This window comes from Pseudomonas koreensis, from assembly GCF_025447595.1.
GTDB classification, from domain to species: Bacteria; Pseudomonadota; Gammaproteobacteria; order Pseudomonadales; family Pseudomonadaceae; genus Aquipseudomonas; species Aquipseudomonas koreensis_H.
This window is the reverse complement of the sequence record NZ_JAOEJU010000010.1, coordinates 102,367-117,526: the sequence shown is the minus strand read 5'-3', so window position 1 is coordinate 117,526 and position 15,160 is coordinate 102,367. Positions and strand designations below refer to the sequence as shown.

Here is a 15,160-nt window from a genome sequence, read left to right as displayed (position 1 = left end):
CGGTCAGTCCCACTGCGGCGCGATGCCTTTGGGGCTGGTCAGGCGATGGTCGCGATCCAGAGTGGTGATCAGCGCCATGTCGGCGTCGCTCAGGGTCAGCGCCGTGGCGCCGAGGTTGCCTTGCAGGTTGGCGCGTTTGGTCGACGACGGAATCACCGCGTAACCCGACTGCATCGCCCACGCCAGGGTGACTTGCGCCGGGGTGGCTTGCAGGCGCTCGGCGATCTGCACGATCAGCGGGTCCTTCAGCACTTCGCCATAGGCCAGGGTCATGTACGACGTAATCTGGATGCCCTGACTTTGCGCGAACTCGACGACCTTGCGGTTTTGCAGGTACGGGTGCAGCTCGATCTGGTTGGTGGCAATGTTTTCCGCGCCCACTGCTGCGATCGCCTGCTTCATCAGGTCGATGGTGAAGTTGGACACACCGATCTGCCGCGTCAGGCCCAGACGTTTGGCTTCCAGCAGCGCCCCCATGAATTCTTCGACCGGCACTTGATCTTCCGGCGACGGCCAGTGGATCAGCGTCAGGTCGAGGTAGTCGGTCTGCAACTTTTGCAGGCTTTCCTTGAGGCTTTCAATCAGCCGGTCTTTGGCGAAGTTGGCGATCCAGATCTTGCTGGTGATGAACAGTTCGTCGCGGGCGAGGCCGCTGGCGGCGATGGCCTGGCCGACGTCGGCTTCGTTTTCGTAGATCTGTGCGGTGTCGATGACCCGGTATCCGAGCTCAAGGGCAGTGCTCACCGAATCGATGACCACCTGACCTTGCAGGCGAAACGTACCAAGACCGAAAGCGGGAACAGACATGCAGGACTCCAGGGTTGCAGTGGGAATGAGCAGGAGTATCCGCGTCTGATTCCTTGGGAAAAACCGCTGTCGGGACAAAGTACTGTTGACTGAAAGTCACGAATCGATGCGTTGGCTCATTGTTCCATCAGTAGAACGATCAAGACGGTTTTGGCTGACTAGTGCTAGCGGTGTGGCTAATTTATGATCAGTCCATGTTCAACCTGATTACGGAGTCCACCATGAAAAACCTTATCGGTATCTACACCAGCCCTCGCGGCCACTGGGTCGGCGATGGGTTTCCGGTGCGTACCCTGTTTTCCTACGACAACCTGGGCAAGCACATCAGCCCGTTCCTGCTGCTGGATCACGCCGGGCCTGCGCAATTCACCCCGACCACCGAACGTCGTGGCGTGGGCCAGCATCCGCACCGTGGCTTCGAAACCGTGACCATTGTGTACGAAGGTGAAGTGCAGCACCGCGACTCCACCGGCAGCGGCGGCACCATCGGCCCGGGCGATGTGCAGTGGATGACGGCGGCTTCCGGAATCCTGCATGAAGAATTCCACTCGGAAAACTTCGCCAGAACCGGCGGCAACCTGGAAATGGTGCAACTGTGGGTCAACCTGCCAGCCAAGGACAAAATGGCCGCGCCGGGCTACCAGACCATTCTGGACAGTGATATCCCGCAAATCGCACTCAAGGACGGTGCCGGCAGCCTGCGTCTGATCGCCGGTGAGTTCGACGGTCAGAAGGGCCCGTCCCGCACGTTCACGCCTATTGATGTGTGGGATCTGCGACTGAACAGCGGCAAGTTGCTCGCGTTGGACTTGCACGAGGGCCGCAACACGGCACTGGTGGTGTTGAAGGGTTCGGTCCAGGTCAACGGTGTGGAGTCGATGCGTGAAGGGCAACTGGCCTTGTTCGAGCGTGACGGCAAGCGAATCACCCTCGAAGCCAGCCAGGACGCAGTGGTGCTGTTGCTCAGCGGCGAGCCGATCGACGAGCCGATCGTCGGCCACGGCCCGTTCGTGATGAACACCGAGCAGGAAATCCACCAGGCGTTCGCCGACTTCCAGTCCGGCCGCTTCGGCCAGATGCACGGCTGAAAAAAACCGGCAGGCGCCACGTGCGCCTGCCGGTTTTTTTTGAGCGCACGCAGCGGCGTTCATCCCGCCAAATCAATTACTCCTACACTGAGCCCAATCTGTGCGATCTTCTCGCGACTGGCCCCTGTCGGAGTTGTTTGATGCTGTCTCTGCTCACCGATCATCCGTTGTTTTGCGCTTTGATCCTGATCCTGATCGATCTCGGTCTGTGGCGTCTCATCAGCTCCCACGGCAGCGCGTGGAAACTGCTGGTGCGGGTGCTGATTTTTGCCCTGTTCAGCATCCTGTTGTTCAACGAAGGCCTCAACCCGATGGAGGCCGCGCCTTGGGCCGACAACGTGCCGTTGCATCTGGCGGCGACCGGGTTGCAGATCGGCTGGTGGCTGTTCGGGGCGCGCACCCTGACGGTGCTGATCGGCGCGGTGATGATGCAACGGGTCGGGCATACCGGGCGGCTGTTGCAGGATTTGCTGGGCGCAGTGATTTTCCTGATCGCGATCATCGCGGCGCTGGCCTACGTGCTGGATCTGCCGGTCAAAGGCGTGCTGGCGACGTCCGGGGCGTTGGCGATCATCGTTGGTCTGGCGTTGCAGAGTACCTTGAGCGACGTGTTTTCCGGGATCGTGCTGAACACCACCAAGCCTTATCAACTGGATGACTGGATTTCCATCGACGGTACGGAAGGGCGGGTCACCGACATCGACTGGCGCGCCACGCGCCTGCAAACCAGTCAGGGCAGCATGGCAGTAATTCCCAACTCGCTGGCGGCCAAGGCCAAGATCATCAACTTCAGTCGGCCGAGCAATATGTTCGGCCTGGCCGTTTCGCTGCAAGTGAGCCCGCATGCGCGGCCGACCACGGTCATCGAAGCGTTGGAGCGGGCCATGCAGGGCTGTCGTTTGCTGCTGGATAATCCGGCACCGAGCGTGTCCTTGAAAAGTGCCGGCAGCAGCGGAATGGAGTACGAGATCAGCGGATTCGTCGCGGCGATGAATGAAAAACGCGCGGCACGCAATCAACTGTTCGATCTGGCATACCGGCACTTGCAGGCGTCAGGAATCAACCTGTTGTCGAGTGTTGAACCCATCCCGGCAACCAACCTGTCGCGACCCCGGGCACTGCTCGACAGCTCGCCGATATTCTCCACGTTGCGTCAGGAGGAGAAAGAAACCTTCAGCCAGAACATGACGCTACAAACCTTTCGTGCCGGCGAGATCATTCTGGCGGGCGGGGCGGTCAGCGATCATCTGTTCATCATCGAATCCGGCGTGGTCTCGGTGACATTGAATCGACACGGTACGCCGTTCGAGTCGGGACGCATGGGCCCCGGCGAAGTGATCGGCGAGGCGGGTATTCTTTCCGACTCGTCGTTGCCGGCCGATTTTTCCGCGAAGACCTTCTGCGCGCTGTATCGCATCGAGAAGTCTTATCTGAAGCCTTGCCTGGATGCCCGCCACGACATCAACGACGCCATGCAGGCGCTGCTCGATTTCCGTTTGCACAAGGCGCAATCCCTGACGGAAGAAGCACCGGTAGCCGTGCCGAAAAAAGGCTTCCTGCAATGGCTGCGCAACCGCGTCTGACTCCTTAGCGCAGACCGTAGTCCGCCAGTTTGCGCTCCAGGTTCAGGCGCACCTGCGGCCATTCGTCATCGATGATGCTGAAGCGCACCGAGTTGCGCTTGCGGCCGTCCGGCATGATTCGCTCATGGCGCACGATGCCTTCCTGCTGTGCGCCGAGACGCAGGATCGCGTTGCGCGATTTCTGATTGTTCTCGTCGGTGGTGAACTGCACACGCACGCAATCGAGCACCTCGAACGCGTGGCGCAGCATCAGGTACTTGGCCTCGGTGTTGACAAAGGTCTTCTGAAAGCGCGCCGAAATCCAGCTGCTGCCGATCTCCAGCTTGCGATTGAGCGGGTCGATCTTCCAGAAGCGGGTCGAGCCGATCACTTCACCGGTTTCCTTCAGCACGATGACAAACGGCATGACCGTGCCGGCCTCACGACCGTCGAGGGCTTTTTTCAGGTAAGCGTCGACGGTGGTTGCCGACGGCACTATGGTGACTGTGAGGTTCCACAGTTCACCGTCGGCGGCGGCACGGAGCAGGGCATCGGCATCGGTGTATTGAAGCGGGCGCAGGATGATTCCCGGGCCTTGCAGCGTGGTTTGCATGTGGGGATTCTCGGCGGTTCGGGCGAGGGCTTATTACGCCGTACGGGAACGATCCGACGCAACCGTCGCGGTGGGCGGATGTCACAGTTTTTATCGGTCAATGGCAGGAGTCCGGACGATGAAAAAAATGCGCATTGCCACGTTCAACGTCAACGGCCTGCGGGCCCGACTGCCGAACCTGCTGGAGTGGCTCAGGCGCGAGCAGCCGGACATCGTCTGTTTGCAGGAGCTGAAACTGGTGGACAGCGCATTTCCTGCCGCTGAGCTTGCGGCCGCCGGTTATGGCGCCATCTGGCACGGTCAGGCGTCATGGAACGGCGTGGCAATTATTGCCCGCGATGCGCAACCGCTGGAGAGCCGGCGCGGTCTGCCCGGCGATCCCGACGATAAACACAGTCGCTACCTCGAAGCGGCGGTGCACGGGGTGTTGGTGGGGTGCCTGTACCTGCCCAATGGCAATCCGCAACCGGGGCCGAAGTTCGCCTACAAACTGGCTTGGTTCGAACGCCTGATCAAATATGCCCGGGATCTGCAAAGCAGCGACCACCCGGTGGTGTTGGCCGGCGATTACAACGTGGTGCCCACCGATCTGGATATCTACAACACTCGTTCCTGGCTCAAGGATGCGCTGTTGCAGCCGGAAAGCCGCGAGTGCTACCAGCGATTGCTGGATCAGGGCTGGACGGATTCGTTGCGGCATCTGTATCCCGAAGATCGGCTGTACACCTTCTGGGATTACTTCCGCCAGCACTGGCAGAAGAACTCCGGGCTGCGGATCGACCATCTGCTGCTCAATCCAAAGCTGAGCCCTTTTCTGCACGAGGCCGGTGTAGATGCCTGGGTGCGCAATGAACCGCATGCCAGCGATCACGCGCCGACGTGGATTCGCATCGATTCGCGTAAAAGACGCTAGCCGGTGATTGGTTAATTCAATTGTCGATTTAATGCCCGGATCCCGTATACATGGCGACCATCGGCGGAACGATCCGCGCCCCCATGCAAAAGGACCCGGCAATGAGCGAACCACGCCTGAAGAATCTGAAACAGTATCTGCAACGTCTGGGATTCGATGCGCCCCCGGCACCGACCCTTGAAACCCTGCGGCTGTTGCAACTGCGTCATACCGGCGCCTTTCCATTCGAAAACCTGTCGACGCTTAGTGGCGAGCCCGTCCTGATCGATCTGCCCTCGATCGAACGCAAGGTCTTTAACGACGCCCGTGGCGGCTACTGCTACGAGCTGAACAATCTGTTTCTGGCGCTGTTACTGGAGTTGGGGTTCGACGCGCGGGGCATCAGCGGGCGTGTGGTCATGAATCAGCCCGAAGGCAGCTGGACGGCGCGCACTCACCGCCTCAGTCTGGTGACCATTGATGACGTGCGATACATCACCGATGTCGGCTTCGGCGGCATGGTGCCGACCGCGCCGCTGTTGCTCGATACCGACGCCGAGCAATCCACGCCGCACGAACCGTATCGCATCGAAGTGCAGGCCGATGGCTACATGTTGCGGGCCAGGGTTGCTGGCGAGTGGCGGCCGATGTACCTGTTTGACCTGCAACGCCAGGAAGATATCGATTACACCCTCGGCAACTGGTATGTCTCGACTCACCCTGACTCGCCATTTGCTCAGCGCCTGATGGTCGCGCGTACCGGCGACGGCTGGCGGCGTACGCTGAATAACGGCAGTTTCGCGATCCATCGCATTGGTGCCGAGAGCGAGCGGCGTGAAGTGACGGATGTCGATGAACTGATCGAACTGCTGGAAAGGGAGTTCGGCCTGCGCTTGCCGCACCAGCCCGGTGCGCGTCTGGCGCTGGCGCGCTTGATTCAGTCGGTTTGAAACCTAAGGTTTTGCCTCCGGCTCCAGCACCCGCCGGATCTCGTTCACGGCCGCCGACAGTTTTTTCTCAAGGCTCTTGAGGTCGGTGGCGGTGATGCCTTGCTTGAATTGCCCGCTGGAATGGTCGAGCTCATCGGCGTCGCCACGGCTGTTAAGCAATGCGTGGCGCAGGGTGTTGTTGATTACCGTCTGATAGCCGTAGCCCTCGCTTTCAGCGACCTCGCGCGCTGCTTCGATCACCGCGTCATCGAGCATGATGGTGATGCGGGTCTTGCCCTTGGTCGGCGCGATGGCGCCGCGTTTACCCTGACTGAAATCGTATTCATCCTTCATTGATCAAATCTCCGGAAAGTATTGGCGTCGCTCGCTGGGCGTCGCGGTGCGCGCGGAAATGATTCGAACCATATTCGGCTCTCGATAGCTGTACACGACGACCAGCAAACGTCCTTTGCCGTCGTTGCCGAGTATGGTCCAGCGTTGCTCGTCATGGTCGGTGTCTTCAATGGTCAGTGCTCGGTCGTCGTAGAAGACCGGTTCGGCCTCGGCGAGGCTGATCCCTCTGTGCTTGAGTTTGTTGGCAGCATTCTTGCTTTTGTCGAACTGAATCTTGAATGACTTCATTATGCATACTTTATATGTATAAAAAAGGGTGCGGCCGCGCCGTCGGTCGCCATGAACACTTCAGCCTAGGCGGATAAAGAGTGGACTCGATTGGGGATGTGTTGCCGGATTTGTGGGGGATGAAAGCAGCGGGATAGAAGGTTGGGTGGCTAGCTAACCATTATGTGACTGATAAGTTGTATACAAGTCTATGGACATTTGTCCTGACTCTTGCATACAGTGTGCGCATAACAAAAACCAGGGAACTCCCCCACCATGAAAACGCCCCATGTTTCACACCAACGGCCCGAGGACGAGAATCTCGGGGTCGGCGCGAATATGGCTTACGGCCTGCAACACGTTCTGACCATGTATGGCGGTATCGTCGCGGTGCCACTGATCATCGGTCAGGCCGCCGGGCTTTCGCCGGCGGACATCGGTCTGTTGATTGCTGCTTCATTGTTTGCGGGGGGGCTGGCCACGTTGCTGCAAACCCTGGGTTTACCGTTTTTCGGCTGTCAGTTGCCGCTGGTGCAGGGCGTGTCGTTCTCCGGCGTTGCCACGATGGTGGCGATTGTCAGCAGTGGCGGGGAGGGCGGCTTCCAGTCGGTGCTCGGCGCGGTGATTGCGGCGTCGCTGATCGGCTTGCTGATCACGCCGGTGTTCTCGCGAATCACCAAGTTCTTCCCGCCACTGGTCACGGGCATCGTGATCACCACCATCGGCCTGACGCTGATGCCGGTGGCCGCACGCTGGGCCATGGGTGGCAACAGTCACGCGCCTGACTTCGGCAGCATGCAGAACATCGGTCTGGCGGCGGTCACGCTGGTGCTGGTGTTGCTGCTGAGCAAGGTTGGCAGTTCCACCATCTCGCGTCTGTCGATCCTGTTGGCCATGGTGATCGGTACGGTGCTGGCGGTGTTCCTTGGCATGGCGGACTTCTCCAACGTCACCCAGGGCCCGATGTTCGGCTTCCCGACGCCGTTCCATTTCGGCATGCCGACCTTCCACTTCGCCGCGATCCTGTCGATGTGCATCGTGGTCATGGTGACCCTGGTCGAAACCTCGGCGGACATCCTGGCGGTCGGTGAAATCATCGGTACCAAGGTCGACTCCAAACGCCTGGGCAATGGCCTGCGGGCGGACATGCTGTCGAGCATGTTTGCACCGATCTTCGGTTCGTTCACTCAGAGCGCCTTCGCCCAGAACGTCGGGCTGGTGGCGGTGACCGGGATCAAGAGCCGCTATGTGGTGGCGACCGGCGGTATCTTCCTGGTGATCCTCGGCCTGCTGCCGTTCATGGGCCGGGTCATCGCAGCCGTGCCGACCTCGGTGCTTGGCGGCGCCGGTATCGTGCTGTTCGGCACCGTGGCGGCGAGCGGCATCCGTACGCTGTCCAAGGTTGATTACCGCAACAACGTCAACCTGATCATCGTCGCTACCTCGATCGGCTTCGGCATGATCCCGATTGCCGCGCCGAACTTCTACGATCACTTCCCGAGCTGGTTCGCGACCATTTTCCACTCGGGCATCAGTTCGTCGGCGATCATGGCGATCCTGCTGAACCTGGCGTTCAACCACTTCACAGCGGGTAACTCGGATCAGCAGTCGGTGTTTGCAGCGGCAGAAGAGCGAACCCTGCGTTATCGCGATCTGGCGGCGCTGCGTGAAGGCGACTACTTCAGCGACGGCAAGCTGCATGACTGCGACGGCAACGAAGTGCCGGTGATTGATCCGGATGCGGATCACGGTCACGGCGCACCGAAGGCGCATGCCAAGAGCAGCGAGCACGTCTGACCGCTGTAGTTGAATGAAAAAGGGCCGATCAGTTGCGAAACTGATCGGCCCTTTTTATGGCAACGCTTTTTTCGGTGCCCACAAAAAAGCCCCTGAATCTTTCGATTCAGGGGCTCTGTATTTGGCTCCACAACCTGGACTCGAACCAGGGACCCAGTGATTAACAGTCACTTGCTCTACCAACTGAGCTATTGCGGAATTGGTGCGTATCTTACTGATTTAAAAAGACTAGTCAAGCTTTCGCGGAATATTTTTGCCGAACGGTTTCAGCCGCCAAATGTAAAAGTGCCCATCAGCAGTCTGGCGTACAGCGCCGTGGCCGCCAGTTGCACCAGCCACAGGGCCAGTCCGCCGAGAAACACCCCGGCCGCCACTTGCAACACCAGGCTCTTTTCGCGTTTGCCCGAGGTGCGGGGTGGATAGTAGTCCAGCTCATCGCGGTCGGCGCGCAGGTCATCGTTTTTCATGTCGGCTCTCTGAAATGTCGTCTGTGTGCAGTCTAGAGGGTGTAGCGGCTTTTCTTCAGACAAATAAAAAACGGGAAGCCCGAAGGCTTCCCGTTTTCAGTGCAGCGCCGGATCAGATGACCTGAACGATGGCGTCCGTCACGGCTTCGATGTTGCTCTGGTTCAGCGCGGCGACGCAGATGCGGCCGGTGTCCAGAGCGTAGATGCCGAACTCGTTGCGCAGGCGGTGAACCTGTTCGGTGGTCAGGCCGGAGTAGGAGAACATGCCGCGCTGGCGACCGACGAAGCTGAAGTCACGCTGCGGGGCTTTCTTCGCCAGCAGAGCGACCATCTGCTCGCGCATACCGCGAATGCGCAGGCGCATTTCAGCCAGTTCGGCTTCCCACTGAGCGCGCAATTCCGGGCTGTTCAGCACCGCGGCAACGATGCTTGCACCGTGAGTCGGCGGGTTGGAGTAGTTGGTGCGGATCACGCGTTTGACTTGCGACAGTACGCGGGCGCTTTCTTCTTTCGATTCGCTGACGATCGACAGGGCGCCGACGCGCTCGCCGTACAGCGAGAACGATTTCGAGAACGAGCTCGAGACGAAGAAGGTCAGGCCGGACTCGGCGAACAGACGCACGGCAGCGGCGTCTTCGGCGATACCGTCACCGAAACCCTGGTAGGCCATGTCGAGGAACGGCACGTGACCTTTGGCCTTGACCGCTTCCAGCACGTTGTTCCAGTCCGCCGGGCTCAGGTCGACGCCGGTCGGGTTGTGGCAGCAGGCGTGCAGCACGATGATCGAGCCGTTCGGCAGAGCGTTGAGGTCTTCGAGCAGGCCGGCACGGTTCACGTCGTGGGTGGCGGCGTCGTAGTAGCGATAGTTCTGCACCGGGAAACCGGCGGTTTCGAACAGCGCGCGGTGGTTTTCCCAGCTCGGGTCGCTGATCGCCACGACGGCATTCGGCAGCAGTTGCTTGAGGAAGTCGGCACCGATTTTCAGTGCGCCGGTCCCGCCGACGGCCTGAGTGGTGACAACGCGGCCAGCCGCCAGCAGTGGCGAATCATTGCCGAACAGCAGCTTTTGCACGGCCTGGTCGTAGGCAGCGATGCCGTCGATTGGCAGATAGCCACGGGAGGCATGCTGAGCGGCGCGAATGGTTTCGGCTTCAATGACGGCGCGCAGGAGTGGAATTCGCCCCTCTTCGTTGCAGTACACACCCACCCCGAGGTTGACCTTATTGGTCCGGGTATCGGCGTTGAATGCTTCGTTGAGGCCCAGGATTGGATCGCGGGGTGCCATTTCGACAGCGGAGAACAGGCTCATTTTTACGGCAGCTCTATTGGAGAGTGGAGGGACGTGTGGCGCTCCAGCCGAATGCACTAGAGCGGTGCACAAACGGGGAGCTAGTATAGAGGCCATCATCGATCAATGGCGACAGGCGAATCGGCTTTTAAGGTAAGTTTTTCCGATTATTTCTCGACCGTTAGTCGAATGGACTTGTCGGAGACTTTACCGGATGTAGGACGTTTGCCTTGAAAGGCGAGGCAATCGGCTCCACATTCAGCACAATCTTCGTTTTTCCTTGCGCGACATCGGTCGTTTGCGGTCTTTCTCGTGGTGCTGCGGTTTGCCCGCAGCGGCGCGATTCCAGAGGTGTTTATGTCTGAATTCCAGCTCGTCACCCGTTTCGACCCTGCCGGCGATCAACCCGAAGCCATTCGCCAGATGGTCGAAGGCATCGAAGCCGGGCTGGCGCACCAGACGCTGCTCGGGGTGACCGGGTCGGGCAAGACCTTCAGCATCGCCAACGTGATCGCCCAGGTGCAGCGTCCGACCCTGGTGCTGGCGCCGAACAAGACCCTGGCCGCGCAGTTGTACGGTGAGTTCAAGTCGTTTTTCCCGAACAACGCCGTCGAGTACTTCGTTTCCTACTACGACTACTACCAGCCCGAAGCCTATGTGCCGTCGTCCGACACCTTCATCGAGAAGGATGCGTCGATCAACGACCATATCGAACAGATGCGTCTGTCGGCGACCAAGGCATTGCTCGAGCGCAAGGACGCGATCATCGTCACCACGGTGTCGTGCATCTACGGTCTGGGCAGCCCGGAAACCTATTTGAAAATGGTCTTGCACGTCGATCGCGGCGACAAGCTCGACCAGCGTGCACTGGTGCGGCGCCTGGCCGACCTGCAATACACCCGCAACGACATGGATTTCGCCCGTGCGACCTTCCGGGTGCGCGGCGATGTGATCGACATCTATCCGGCGGAATCCGACCTCGAAGCGATCCGCATCGAACTGTTCGATGACGAGGTGGAAAGCATTTCCGCGTTTGACCCGCTGACCGGCGAAGTCATCCGCAAGCTGCCGCGCTTCACCTTTTACCCGAAAAGCCACTACGTGACGCCCCGGGAAACCCTGCTCGACGCCATCGAGGGGATCAAGGTCGAGTTGCAGGAGCGCCTGGAATACCTGCGCAACAACAATAAACTGGTGGAAGCCCAGCGCCTGGAGCAGCGCACCCGGTTCGACCTGGAGATGATCCTCGAGCTCGGCTACTGCAACGGCATCGAAAACTACTCGCGCTACCTGTCGGGTCGTCCGGCCGGTGCAGCGCCGCCGACGCTCTACGATTACCTGCCGGCGGATGCGCTGCTGGTAATCGACGAATCCCACGTCAGCGTGCCGCAAGTCGGCGCGATGTATAAGGGCGACCGTTCGCGTAAGGAAACATTGGTGGAATACGGCTTCCGCCTGCCATCGGCGCTGGACAACCGGCCGATGCGTTTCGACGAGTGGGAAGGGGTGAGCCCGCAGACGATTTTTGTCTCGGCCACGCCCGGCAACTACGAAGCCGAACACGCCGGGCGGGTGATCGAGCAAGTGGTGCGCCCGACCGGTCTGGTCGACCCGCAGGTTGAAGTGCGCCCGGCGCTCACTCAGGTCGACGACCTATTGTCGGAAATCACCAAACGTGTGGCGTTGGAGGAGCGCGTGCTGGTTACCACGCTGACCAAGCGCATGGCCGAAGACTTGACCGATTACCTGGCCGATCACGGCGTGCGTGTGCGTTATCTGCACTCGGACATCGACACGGTCGAACGGGTCGAAATCATCCGCGACCTGCGCCTCGGCACGTTTGATGTGCTGGTGGGGATCAACCTGCTGCGTGAAGGCCTGGACATGCCGGAAGTGTCGCTGGTGGCGATTCTCGACGCGGACAAGGAAGGTTTCCTGCGTTCCGAGCGTTCGCTGATCCAGACCATCGGCCGGGCGGCGCGTAACCTCAATGGCCGGGCGATTCTCTACGCGGATCGCATCACCGGTTCGATGGAACGGGCGATTGGCGAGACCGAGCGCCGCCGCGACAAGCAGATCGCCTTCAACCTGGCCAACGGAATCACGCCGAAGGGCGTGTTCAAGGACGTCGCCGACATCATGGAAGGCGCCACCGTGCCCGGCTCGCGCAGCAAGAAGCGTAAAGGCATGGCCAAGGCCGCCGAAGAAAACGCCAAGTACGAAGCCGAACTGCGCTCGCCGAGCGAGATCACCAAGCGCATCCGCCAACTGGAGGAGAAGATGTACCAGTTGGCCCGCGATCTGGAGTTCGAAGCGGCGGCGCAGATGCGCGACGAAATCGCCAAGTTGCGTGAGCGTTTGTTGGCCGTCTGAAGATTTGCAGTGTTTGGTCGGGCCTCTTCGCGAGCAAGCTCGCTCCCACATTGGAGTTGTGTCGTTCACAAAACCCCTGTGGGAGCGAGCTTGCTCGCGAATGGGGCGACTCGGTCTTAATGTGCTTCGCCGGCTTTCAGGCCGGCGGGTAGTTTCTTGGTCAGCAAGATCGCCAGCATGCTGATCCCCAGCGCAATCCCGACAAAATGAAACGCGTCGTTGTAGGCCATGATCAGCGCCTGCTGATGAACGATCTCGCTCAATTTTCCCAACGCCGCCGTGTCACTGCCGAACCGATCAGTCATGGACGCCAGACGTTCGGCCACCTGCGGATTGGTCGGCACCACGGCTTCACGCAGGTAATCGAAGTAGGTCTTGGTGCGCGCGTCCAGCAGGGTGGCGAGCAGGGCGATGCCGATGGCTCCGCCGAGGTTGCGCAGGATGTTGAACAGGCTTGATGCCGAGCCCGCGTCCTGCGGCAGGATGTACGCCGTGGCGATCAGCGAAATGGTCACCATGATCAGTGGCTGACCCAGCGCGCGGATAATCTGGATCTGATTGAACTGCGGCCCTGCGAAATCCGGGTTGAGCACGCCGGATGAAAAACTCGCCAGCCCGAACAGGCCGAAACCGATCGTGCACAGCCATTTCGGCGAAACGAATTTCATCAGCTTCGGCACCAGCGGAATCAGAAACAGCTGCGGCACGCCCATCCACATGATCACTTCGCCGATCTGCAGGGCGTTGTAATTCTGGATCTGTGCCAGGTACAGCGGCAGCAGGTAAATCGAACCGTACAGCCCCACGCCCATGCCCAGGCTGGAAATACTCGACAGCCCGAAGTTTCGATTGCGCAGGATCCCCAGGTTGATCAGCGGGTTGGGCTTGGAGATCTGCACGATCACGAACGTGATCAGGCTCAGCAGGGCGATGCTGCCCAGCGTCACGATCAGGCTCGATTCAAGCCAGTCCTTGCGATGGCCTTCTTCAAGAAAAACCTGCAGGCAACCGAGGCCGACACCCAGCGTGAGAATGCCGGTGTAATCGGTGCTTTTCAGCAACTCCCAATGCGCTTCTTTCTTCTCCAGGCCGTACATCAGCCCGGCGATCATGATCAGCCCCGGCGGGATGTTGATATAGAAGATGTACTCCCAGCCCCAGTTTTCCGTGAGCCAGCCACCGAGGGTCGGGCCGATGGACGGAGCAAAGGTAGCGGTCATGGCAAACATCGCCATGCCTTTGGCGCGGTGGTGTTCGGGGAGTTTGATCAGGGTCAGGGTGAACGCCAGCGGGATCAGCGCGCCGCCGGTGAAGCCCTGCATGGCGCGAAACACGATCATGCTCTCCAGGCTCCAGGCCATCGAGCACAGCAGCGACGAAATCAGAAATCCCAGCGACACCCACACCGCCAGCCGCCGTGCCGACAGCAGCTGCACCAGCCAGGCGGTCAGCGGAATCATGATGATTTCCGCCACCAGATAAGACGTCGAAATCCACGATCCTTCTTCCAGCGTCGCCGACAGCGCGCCCTGAATGTCCTTGAGCGACGAGTTGGTGATCTGGATGTCGAGCACCGCCATGAAGGCGCCGAGCATCACGCTCATCACCGCGATCCAGTCCCGCCGGGTCGGTTCGCCGATCGGGCGGATCAGTGAATCACCGGCCATTGTCAGGGGCGTCTTTGATGTTCACGGTGGCGGTGACGGACATGCCCGGACGGATCTTGCCGTGCAGCGGGTTATCGGCCTTGAACGTCAGTTTCACCGGAATCCGCTGCACGACCTTGGTGAAGTTGCCGGTGGCATTGTCCGGCGGCAACAGGCTGAATTGTGCGCCGGAGGCGGCGAACAGGCTGTCTACCCGCGCTTCGATCGGCGTATCGCCATAGGCGTCGAAGAGCAGCTCAGCCTTCTGGCCCGGCTGCATGTGGCCGATCTGGGTTTCCTTGAAGTTGGCCTGCACCCAGATGTCTTCGTCCGGAACGATCGACAAAAGATAGGCGCCGGCCTGTACCACTTGACCATTGCGTGCGGCGCGCTGGCCGATCAGGCCGCTGATCGGCGCGTGGATTTCGCTGCGCGTCAGGTTCAGTTCGGCCTGGGCGAGGTCGGCGCGGGCGTTGGCGATCTGCGCGTCGAGGCGTTTGATTTCGGCGGTCAGCGCGTTGACTTGCTGGCGCTGACTCTGCGCATCTGCCTGGGCCTTGGCCACTTGCGAACGGGCGATGTGGGCGTCGGCGGAGAGGGTGGTGACCCGCTCCTCGGAGACGTAGCCGGGTTTTCGCAGGGTTTCTGCCCGCGATAAATCCACCTGTGAACGACCGAGCGTCGCCTGGGTAGTGGCGACCTGCGCGTCACTGGCGGCAATCAGGCTGGCTTGCTGGGTCAGTTTGCTCTGGGCTTGCAGGCGCTCGGCCTCGCGGGTGGCGAGGGCGGCGTTGGCACGATCGACGGCGAGGCGGAAGTCATCGCCTTCGAGACGAATCAGCAACTGGCCTTTTTCCACGTGCTGGTTGTCCTGTACCAGCACTTCGTCGATGCGTGCGCTCAACTGGCTCGACACGCGGGTGATTTCACCCTGGACATAGGCGTTGTCGGTGCTTTCATAAAAGCGTCCCTTGAAAAACCAATGGGCGAAAAAGCCCCCGGCAATCAACAGGACCAGCAGCAGGAAAATGAACAGGCGACGCTTGAGTTGGGCAGGCATGGGCAAACTGTAGTCGA

General features: G+C 60.2%; 14 protein-coding genes and 1 tRNA gene. 6 read left to right on the top strand and 9 right to left on the bottom strand.

Annotation, left to right across the window (positions count from 1 at the left end):
* Window positions 1–3: 3 nt before the first annotated feature.
* Window positions 4–807 carry a 2,5-didehydrogluconate reductase DkgB gene (gene dkgB, locus N8H71_RS14760; RefSeq protein ID WP_262194540.1) on the bottom strand — a complete coding sequence of 268 codons (804 nt, stop codon included), beginning with the start codon at window positions 805–807 and terminating at the stop codon, window positions 4–6.
* A 221-nt stretch (window positions 808–1,028) separates the two neighbouring features.
* On the opposite strand from dkgB, the gene N8H71_RS14755 reads away from it, so the two are divergent.
* Entirely contained in the window at window positions 1,029–1,895 is an 867-nt protein-coding gene (locus N8H71_RS14755; protein WP_262194539.1) for a pirin family protein, read from the top strand.
* 140 nt (window positions 1,896–2,035) lie between these two features.
* Window positions 2,036–3,478, top strand: a complete 1,443-nt coding sequence (locus tag N8H71_RS14750) for a mechanosensitive ion channel family protein (protein WP_262194538.1) — start codon at window positions 2,036–2,038, stop codon at window positions 3,476–3,478.
* A gap of 4 nt (window positions 3,479–3,482) precedes the next feature.
* Here the strand turns inward: N8H71_RS14750 and N8H71_RS14745 are convergent, their stop codons facing one another.
* Entirely contained in the window at window positions 3,483–4,070 is a 588-nt protein-coding gene (locus tag N8H71_RS14745) for a GNAT family N-acetyltransferase (protein ID WP_262194537.1), read from the bottom strand.
* Window positions 4,071–4,188: 118 nt separating this feature from the next.
* On the opposite strand from N8H71_RS14745, the gene N8H71_RS14740 reads away from it, so the two are divergent.
* Together N8H71_RS14740 and N8H71_RS14735 are read left to right on the top strand one after the other, a co-directional pair.
* Window positions 4,189–4,983 (top strand): exodeoxyribonuclease III, encoded by a 795-nt coding sequence (locus N8H71_RS14740; protein ID WP_262194536.1) that lies wholly within the window; start codon window positions 4,189–4,191, stop codon window positions 4,981–4,983.
* A gap of 101 nt (window positions 4,984–5,084) precedes the next feature.
* Window positions 5,085–5,912, top strand: coding sequence for an arylamine N-acetyltransferase family protein (locus tag N8H71_RS14735; protein ID WP_262194535.1), 828 nt, complete (start codon window positions 5,085–5,087; stop codon window positions 5,910–5,912).
* A 3-nt stretch (window positions 5,913–5,915) separates the two neighbouring features.
* Here N8H71_RS14735 and N8H71_RS14730 read toward each other — a convergent pair whose 3' ends face one another.
* Window positions 5,916–6,245, bottom strand: coding sequence for a BrnA antitoxin family protein (locus tag N8H71_RS14730; RefSeq protein WP_262194534.1), 330 nt, complete (start codon window positions 6,243–6,245; stop codon window positions 5,916–5,918).
* 3 nt (window positions 6,246–6,248) lie between these two features.
* On the bottom strand, window positions 6,249–6,533 hold the full coding sequence (locus N8H71_RS14725; protein WP_262194533.1) for a BrnT family toxin: 285 nt from the start codon (window positions 6,531–6,533) through the stop codon (window positions 6,249–6,251).
* Between the two features lie 255 nt (window positions 6,534–6,788).
* On the opposite strand from N8H71_RS14725, the gene N8H71_RS14720 reads away from it, so the two are divergent.
* Window positions 6,789–8,309 carry a nucleobase:cation symporter-2 family protein gene (locus tag N8H71_RS14720; RefSeq protein ID WP_007956419.1) on the top strand — a complete coding sequence of 507 codons (1,521 nt, stop codon included), beginning with the start codon at window positions 6,789–6,791 and terminating at the stop codon, window positions 8,307–8,309.
* 122 nt (window positions 8,310–8,431) lie between these two features.
* On the opposite strand, the gene N8H71_RS14715 is transcribed toward N8H71_RS14720, so the two are convergent.
* The 3 genes from N8H71_RS14715 to N8H71_RS14705 all read right to left on the bottom strand — a co-directional run bounded on the left by N8H71_RS14715 (window position 8,432) and on the right by N8H71_RS14705 (window position 10,085).
* Window positions 8,432–8,507: transfer RNA gene (locus N8H71_RS14715), tRNA-Asn, on the bottom strand.
* Between the two features lie 68 nt (window positions 8,508–8,575).
* Window positions 8,576–8,776, bottom strand: a complete 201-nt coding sequence (locus tag N8H71_RS14710) for a hypothetical protein (RefSeq protein ID WP_085690394.1) — start codon at window positions 8,774–8,776, stop codon at window positions 8,576–8,578.
* A gap of 112 nt (window positions 8,777–8,888) precedes the next feature.
* On the bottom strand, window positions 8,889–10,085 hold the full coding sequence (locus N8H71_RS14705; protein ID WP_207985577.1) for an amino acid aminotransferase: 1,197 nt from the start codon (window positions 10,083–10,085) through the stop codon (window positions 8,889–8,891).
* Between the two features lie 336 nt (window positions 10,086–10,421).
* Between N8H71_RS14705 and uvrB the strand changes: the two genes are divergently transcribed.
* Complete coding sequence (gene uvrB / locus N8H71_RS14700; RefSeq protein WP_114882095.1) at window positions 10,422–12,437, top strand: excinuclease ABC subunit UvrB; 2,016 nt, start codon at window positions 10,422–10,424, stop codon at window positions 12,435–12,437.
* Between the two features lie 116 nt (window positions 12,438–12,553).
* Here uvrB and N8H71_RS14695 read toward each other — a convergent pair whose 3' ends face one another.
* Together N8H71_RS14695 and N8H71_RS14690 are read right to left on the bottom strand one after the other, a co-directional pair.
* The gene (locus N8H71_RS14695) at window positions 12,554–14,044 is read right to left on the bottom strand and encodes an MDR family MFS transporter (RefSeq protein WP_178082624.1); all 1,491 of its coding nucleotides are present in this window, start codon (window positions 14,042–14,044) and stop codon (window positions 12,554–12,556) included.
* A 49-nt stretch (window positions 14,045–14,093) separates the two neighbouring features.
* On the bottom strand, window positions 14,094–15,143 hold the full coding sequence (locus N8H71_RS14690) for an HlyD family secretion protein (protein WP_085607876.1): 1,050 nt from the start codon (window positions 15,141–15,143) through the stop codon (window positions 14,094–14,096).
* Between the last annotated feature and the right edge of the window lie 17 nt (window positions 15,144–15,160).

Bases quoted from the DNA above. Each gene is read 5' to 3' on its own strand.
- N8H71_RS14690 (WP_085607876.1), bottom strand. From the start codon at position 15,143: ATGCCTGCCCAACTCAAGCGTCGCCTGTTCATTTTCCTGCTGCTGGTC.
- N8H71_RS14720 (WP_007956419.1), top strand. From the start codon at position 6,789: ATGAAAACGCCCCATGTTTCACACCAACGGCCCGAGGACGAGAATCTC.
- N8H71_RS14750 (WP_262194538.1), top strand. From the start codon at position 2,036: ATGCTGTCTCTGCTCACCGATCATCCGTTGTTTTGCGCTTTGATCCTG.
- uvrB (WP_114882095.1), top strand. From the start codon at position 10,422: ATGTCTGAATTCCAGCTCGTCACCCGTTTCGACCCTGCCGGCGATCAA.
- N8H71_RS14705 (WP_207985577.1), bottom strand. From the start codon at position 10,085: ATGAGCCTGTTCTCCGCTGTCGAAATGGCACCCCGCGATCCAATCCTG.
- dkgB (WP_262194540.1), bottom strand. From the start codon at position 807: ATGTCTGTTCCCGCTTTCGGTCTTGGTACGTTTCGCCTGCAAGGTCAG.
- N8H71_RS14740 (WP_262194536.1), top strand. From the start codon at position 4,189: ATGAAAAAAATGCGCATTGCCACGTTCAACGTCAACGGCCTGCGGGCC.
- N8H71_RS14730 (WP_262194534.1), bottom strand. From the start codon at position 6,245: ATGAAGGATGAATACGATTTCAGTCAGGGTAAACGCGGCGCCATCGCG.
- N8H71_RS14725 (WP_262194533.1), bottom strand. From the start codon at position 6,533: ATGAAGTCATTCAAGATTCAGTTCGACAAAAGCAAGAATGCTGCCAAC.
- N8H71_RS14755 (WP_262194539.1), top strand. From the start codon at position 1,029: ATGAAAAACCTTATCGGTATCTACACCAGCCCTCGCGGCCACTGGGTC.
- N8H71_RS14745 (WP_262194537.1), bottom strand. From the start codon at position 4,070: ATGCAAACCACGCTGCAAGGCCCGGGAATCATCCTGCGCCCGCTTCAA.
- N8H71_RS14735 (WP_262194535.1), top strand. From the start codon at position 5,085: ATGAGCGAACCACGCCTGAAGAATCTGAAACAGTATCTGCAACGTCTG.
- N8H71_RS14710 (WP_085690394.1), bottom strand. From the start codon at position 8,776: ATGAAAAACGATGACCTGCGCGCCGACCGCGATGAGCTGGACTACTAT.